Origin of the sequence: Rickettsia sp. TH2014 (genome assembly GCF_019249195.1) — a bacterium.
In the GTDB taxonomy this organism is placed as follows: domain Bacteria; phylum Pseudomonadota; class Alphaproteobacteria; order Rickettsiales; family Rickettsiaceae; genus Rickettsia; species Rickettsia felis.
On record NZ_MXAX01000072.1, the window covers coordinates 176 to 6,278 of the forward strand.

Sequence of the window (6,103 nt, forward strand, 5' to 3'; positions counted from 1 at the left end):
CTCCTTTTGTCGATTGTTTTTGGGGGGGTTGCCGTATCCATGTAAGGATAACATCTTGCGTAAAACTAACACTGTACACATTAATATTATAAGCAAAAATATAAAAAAGCTTAAAGTTAGAGATAGTGACTTAAAATTTTGCCACAACGACATACTAAAGAAAGGAGTAGTTGAGGATAGAATAATACCTCCACAAGAATGAGATAGACTATAAAGCCTCATTTTAACATTAGTCTTAAACAAAGATTGAACAATAATTTGTAGCGGTACTGCATAAAATGCTGCAAGTCCTATTAATATAATGGGACAGAGAATATTAAATGTTTGTTTGTATAACATTATTTGCATTCCTAAAGCAACAATAATGCTAGCAAATACAGTCCATGTAATCTGTCTTAAAGGGTTTATTTTATCGGCAAGCAGCCCTGCAAAAACGGCTGATATTCCATAGGTAGTAGTAAGAGCTATATTCATAAATCTTATTTCAGGATGATTTACAAAAGCTATTTTTGTTAAAAAAACTCCTAAGAAAATTACCAAAAAGTGATACACTCCTCCAATAGCACCGTTTATTAGTAACGCTATTATAAAAGATGTTTTATTATCCTTTATTATCTGTTTTATCGTACTTTTCGATGATTTTCTTAAAAACTCGCTACTTTCTTTAAAAAAATTTCTCATCAAAATAGCAAATAAACCAAATATTGCACCGATAAAGAAATTAAAACGCCATAAATACTGGATATCAGAATTGCTAGCATAATAATAAGCTATAGCCGCAAGTAATGCACCTATTTGGCTACAACACGAAATTATTCCTATATTTAAATTTTTCCTATTATCTCCTGTTTTTTCAGCCACATAAACCTTTATTCCGTCAACTTCTCCGGCAAGGCTTGCTAAAAAAAACATTCGACATAATGTTAGTATTACCGTAGCAAAAATACCTATCATTTCAAAGGAAGGAGTAATAGCAATTAATCCGGTAGAAATACTACTCATGAACATTGATATCTTAATGGATTTAGTACGCCCGTATTTATCTCCGATAAATCCAAAAATTAAAGACCCTAAAGGTCGTACTATAACGGCCGCACTAAGAATGGCAAAAAAACCGAGTAGTTGTTTATCCTGCTCTATATCAGGTAAGAAATTTTGTGCAAGAATACTAGCCGATAAACCGAATAAAGCATAATCATAATAACGGATAATTGCTGTAAAAAATGCAACTAGAAAAGCTGAATTAGACATATAATATTTTCTTTTGGTGACAACATCATATGATACAAACTATTTAGTTTCAATAGACTTCTTTTGGATACCAGCTCGTCATTACAAGCATTGCATGGTTCAAGAAAAGTATCCAATGTCATTCCTGCGAAAGCAGGAATCCAGCGTAAAGCGAGATAGATCGAGCTTTTAATTTCAACAATTTGTTATATTTATACTTTTTCTGGCTTCCCGTCTTCGCGGGAACGACATAAAACAAGCCATACAACAAGCTATATTCCTCTACCTGTATCTATTTTTTTTCTTTGTGCCTCCATAGCTTTTGCCAGTCCTTCTTTATTCTTATCTCCTTCCTGAGGTATTTGTTTACCAATATCTTTCGCCTCTTCTTTTACAATATTTGGAATTGACGGAGGGGGTTGTGGGGGTGGTGGCGGAGGTGGGACAGGGTGACCACTCCCAGGCATTGGAGGTGGCACCGGTATAGTACCGCTAGGCATAGTTGAAGTATTTTTTGAAGGTTGATTAGTAGCTTCTGCTTGCTGCTGCTTTATCTTCTCTTCTTTCATACGTTTTATAGCTGCTAATGCTCCTTGTTGCTGTAAATCTGCAGCTGTCGGTTCTCCTTTCGTAGGCGATGAGGGGTTATTTTTATTATCAAACTTTTTTTCTCTATCTGAAGCACTATTAATATTACTACGTTCTTTTTCTATAACTTTGAATTGATTATTAATAGATTCCAATTCTGCAACAATTTTCCATCTTTCTTCTCTAGTAATATTAGAATTAGCTTTTTTCTTCAAGTCCTTTTTTTCTTATCTTCTAATTCTTTCTGTTTTTGCTTTAATTCTTCTAAAATTTTTGCATGATTATCTGTTTGGATTTTAGGTGCTTTATTTTGACTTATGGGAGTATCAACACTTTGCTTTCTTTGCGCATTCTTCCATGCTAACTCTTCTATAAAAGAATTGAATTTTGGCTTTTCTACTGGTTGAGATGAACTCTTTATTAGTATTTCTACTGGCTTTATTCCTATCTCTGCTTGTGTGAGATCTTCAAAACTCTCTTTAGAAGCCAAAGGTTTTTCAGGTATTTGTTGATTTGTTTGCTGTACAATTTCTGTAATTTCTTTAATATTTTTATGTAGTTCTGCAATAGAACTAGCTCTTTCTAATTCTTTTTTAGGATTTCTAATATTCTCATACCAACTCTTTAAATCTTCTTTTAAATAATCATAAGTTGCTTTAATAGATGTTACTTTAGTTTCAAAGCTTGCGGTAATTTGTGCTGCTAACTTTAAGGATTGTTCTGAAGGCTGCTTTCCTTCTTCACTTAAAGACTGAATTATGATTTTAGACTTTTCTCTTGAAAACCATCTTGAAAATACACTTGGTTTATAGACTTGAATTTCTGCTTTACCGCCTTTCTCATCTTTAACTATTACACTCCCTTCATAACCGGTAAACTTATTAAGCAATGTTTTAGGATTTTTAAATTCTGCCGTTAAATTATTATTTTGTAATTTAGGAAAGATGTCCCTAATATTTCTTTTTTCTTCTAAGAATTTACTTAATTTTTTAAAAGTTTGATCATTTTGTGAACTTATATTATCTATCTCATAACCAGGACTACTATCTACAAAATTTAGTACGAAAGGCTTGGCTTTTATTCCGTCATATATCTTTTTCAAAAAATTATCATTAAAATTTTGACTTTCATTAGTACCTTTTAAATTATTCTTTAACTGGTCAAAAGTCATTTTTTTCGGTTCGGCAATACTAGGATTATGCAAGTCGGTATTAAGCATAATTGTTTGGTAAGCTAGTATGTATGCGGCATCTTTACTTTTTATTTCACCGTTTAAATTTTGTTCATAATAGTTTGTCCCAAAACTTTCGACTAACCTATCTATTTTTTGAGCTTCGCCCGGTAATTTAAATGATTGTAAAAACCCACGTAAACTTTCTAAATAATCTTTTTCTTTAAAATCAAATTGCTTAGTAAAACTCTCTAATACTTTTTTATTATCGCCTCCATCTGTTCCAAGATAATCTCCTACAAACTCTAAATTTAGATTAGTTTTTTCCTCATAAAAAAATTTAGCAGTTTCTTCTGCAAAATCTTTATTATTATCAGCACACCATTTTTTAATTCTTACAATTCCGCTTTTTGGTTTATCATTAAAAAGTTTAATTACTTCGTTTTTTACTAATGAGTCCATTTTATCTCTCGCAAGTTAATTAAATATCTAGTAATTAAAGACCTTTTATAGATTCAACACAAGTAAAAGCCGCAATTTTTAATATTTTACTATGTTACTGTGGCTTGTAAGATTTTATTCAGAAATATTGATAAGATTCTTGCAAGAATAGTTATTCATATTTCAAAAAAATCTTATAATTCGCAGCAAAAAAAATAAATTATCGGTTAAAATTTATTTATAGATAGCCTCTTAAACTTCTTTTATAGCCTCAACGCAAGCAAAAGTTGCTATTTTTAGTATTTCATTAGCTGTTGCTGTAGCTTGAAGTATTTGAATGGGTTTTTCAAAACCGTTTGTTATAGGACCTATGAAGCTATTGGATGAAAATTCTTGTAATAATTCAGTAGAAATAGCCGCTGAATTTAAACCAGGCATAATTAATACATTTGCAGATCCTGATAATCTACAAAATTTATATAATTTACGTAAATCACCGTCTAAAGCTACCTTAACCGACATCTCTCCATCATATTCAAAATCTACTTTCATGCCGCTCAGCTCTTCTTTGTCTTTACTAAAATTCTCTAGTATATTTACTGCTTCACGAATACGAGCTGTTTTTTCCTTAGAAGCATTACCGAAGCTGGAAAAAGAAAGAAGAGCAACTCTTGGGGTAATCCCCATATTTTTAGCAATTTCTGCCGTTTGTGTTGCTATTTGAGCAAGCTCTAAGCTGTTTGGATATTCAGTAATACAATTATCAGAAATAATAATATTATTGTCTTTAGCAATCATAATTGAATAGCCAAGGATTCTACGATTAGGTTTTGGTGAAATTACTTTCATGATATCTTCTAAACTATCGATATAGCTTTTAGTAACACCGGTTAAAAGAGCATCACCGTCACCGCAAGCTACCATACAAGCGGCAAAAATATTCTTATCTGTTTTAACAAGTTTAGCACAATCACGATATAAATAGCCTTTTCTCTGAAGTCTTTTATATAAATAATCAATATATTTCTCTAAACTATCAGTTAAAGCTGCATTCATTATTTGAATTCCGTCTAAACTAATATCTTGACCTATCTTTTTTAATGTAGCCTCAATTCGCTCAACACGACCAATTATAATCGGATGACCGTATTTCTCGTCTCGCATCATAAGGGCGGCAGAAATTACTTCTTCTTCCTCACCTTCAGCAAAAACAATCCGCTTAAGCGGTGCATTATGAATTTTTTCAGCTAAGAAATTCATATAGTTAGCAGTAGGGTTTAATCTACTACCCAATTCTTTCCTATATTTACCTATACTAAAATCTTTAACTCTAGCAACGCCGCTTTCTATTGCAGCAACGGCAACCGCTGCTGCTACTACGGTAATTAAACGAGGATCAAACGGTACGGGAATGATGTATTCCTTACCGAAAACCATCTTACGCCCTGAGTAAGCTTTATAAACCTCTTCCGGTACAGGTCTACGGGCTAAATCTGCAATAGCTTTTGCTGCTGCTATTTTCATTTCTGTATTAATGGTTCTCGCTCTTACATCTAATGCTCCTCTAAAAATATAAGGAAATCCCATAACATTATTAATCTGATTATTATAATCAGAACGCCCTGTTGCTATAATTGCATCATCCCGCACAAGCTTTATATCTTCAGGAGTAATTTCCGGATCAGGGTTAGCCATAGCAAAAATAATCGGATTATTTGCCATCCCTTTCACCATCTCTTTAGTTACCGCCCCTTTTACTGATAACCCTATAAATACATCTGCATTATTTAAGCTTTCCACTAAGGTTCTAACCTTAGTATCGCTTGCATATAGCTCTTTCCATTTATTCATACCTTCTAGGCGTCCTTTGTACACCACACCTTGTGTATCACATAAAATAATCTTTGATTTATCGACTCCAAGAGCAATTAATAAATCAATGCAAGCAATAGCGGCAGCCCCTGCTCCATTAACCACGATTTTTAAATCTTCAAGCTTGCGATTAGTAAGATATGCTGCATTTATTAGCCCTGCGGCGGTAATAATCGCCGTTCCATGCTGATCGTCATGAAAGACCGGTATATCCATTAAAGATTTTAATTTTTCTTCTATAATAAAACATTCAGGAGCTTTAATATCTTCAAGATTAATGCCCCCAAAACTATAACTGAGATATTTCACGGCATTAATAAATTCTTCAGGGTCTTCCGTATTCACTTCCAAGTCAATTGCATCAATATCGGCAAATTTTTTGAATAGTGCGGCTTTTCCTTCCATTACCGGTTTTGAAGCAGCCGCTCCTAAATTACCAAGCCCAAGTACGGCAGTACCGTTAGAGATTACGGCAACTAAATTACCGCGAGCGGTATATTTATATACATCCTCTAAATTTTTAGCAATTTCAAGGCAAGGAGCAGCTACACCCGGTGAATATGCAAGCGATAAATCTTGCTGAGTAACTAAAGACTTTGTTGCAGAAATAGCGATTTTACCCGGTTTATCTTTTTCATGATATTCAAGGGCTTCAGCATAATTTATTTTATTCATTTCATCCATTTTAGAAATTCCTGTTTTATTGTTTTGATTTTCCGTCATTGCGAACAGTTGTTGTTGCGTGGATACCCCCGAATCGTCATTCCCTCGCAAGGCGTTGTTGCGTGGAGATTAAAAAAA

4 protein-coding genes are annotated in these 6,103 nt (G+C 33.2%); all 4 read right to left on the reverse strand.

Annotation, left to right across the window (positions count from 1 at the left end):
* Positions 1–1,251: MFS transporter (locus KYQ89_RS01135; protein ID WP_218460005.1), on the reverse strand; the 1,251-nt coding region annotated here is incomplete at its 3' end.
* A gap of 251 nt (positions 1,252–1,502) precedes the next feature.
* Positions 1,503–2,033 carry a hypothetical protein gene (locus KYQ89_RS07580; protein ID WP_256621177.1) on the reverse strand — a complete coding sequence of 177 codons (531 nt, stop codon included), beginning with the start codon at positions 2,031–2,033 and terminating at the stop codon, positions 1,503–1,505.
* Positions 2,030–3,451 (reverse strand): T4SS guanine nucleotide exchange effector RalF, encoded by a 1,422-nt coding sequence (gene ralF / locus KYQ89_RS01140; protein WP_256621178.1) that lies wholly within the window; start codon positions 3,449–3,451, stop codon positions 2,030–2,032. Before ralF ends, KYQ89_RS07580 begins: the two co-directional genes overlap by 4 nt.
* A gap of 231 nt (positions 3,452–3,682) precedes the next feature.
* Positions 3,683–5,986 carry an NADP-dependent malic enzyme gene (locus tag KYQ89_RS01145; RefSeq protein ID WP_218460009.1) on the reverse strand — a complete coding sequence of 768 codons (2,304 nt, stop codon included), beginning with the start codon at positions 5,984–5,986 and terminating at the stop codon, positions 3,683–3,685.
* Positions 5,987–6,103 lie beyond the last annotated feature (117 nt).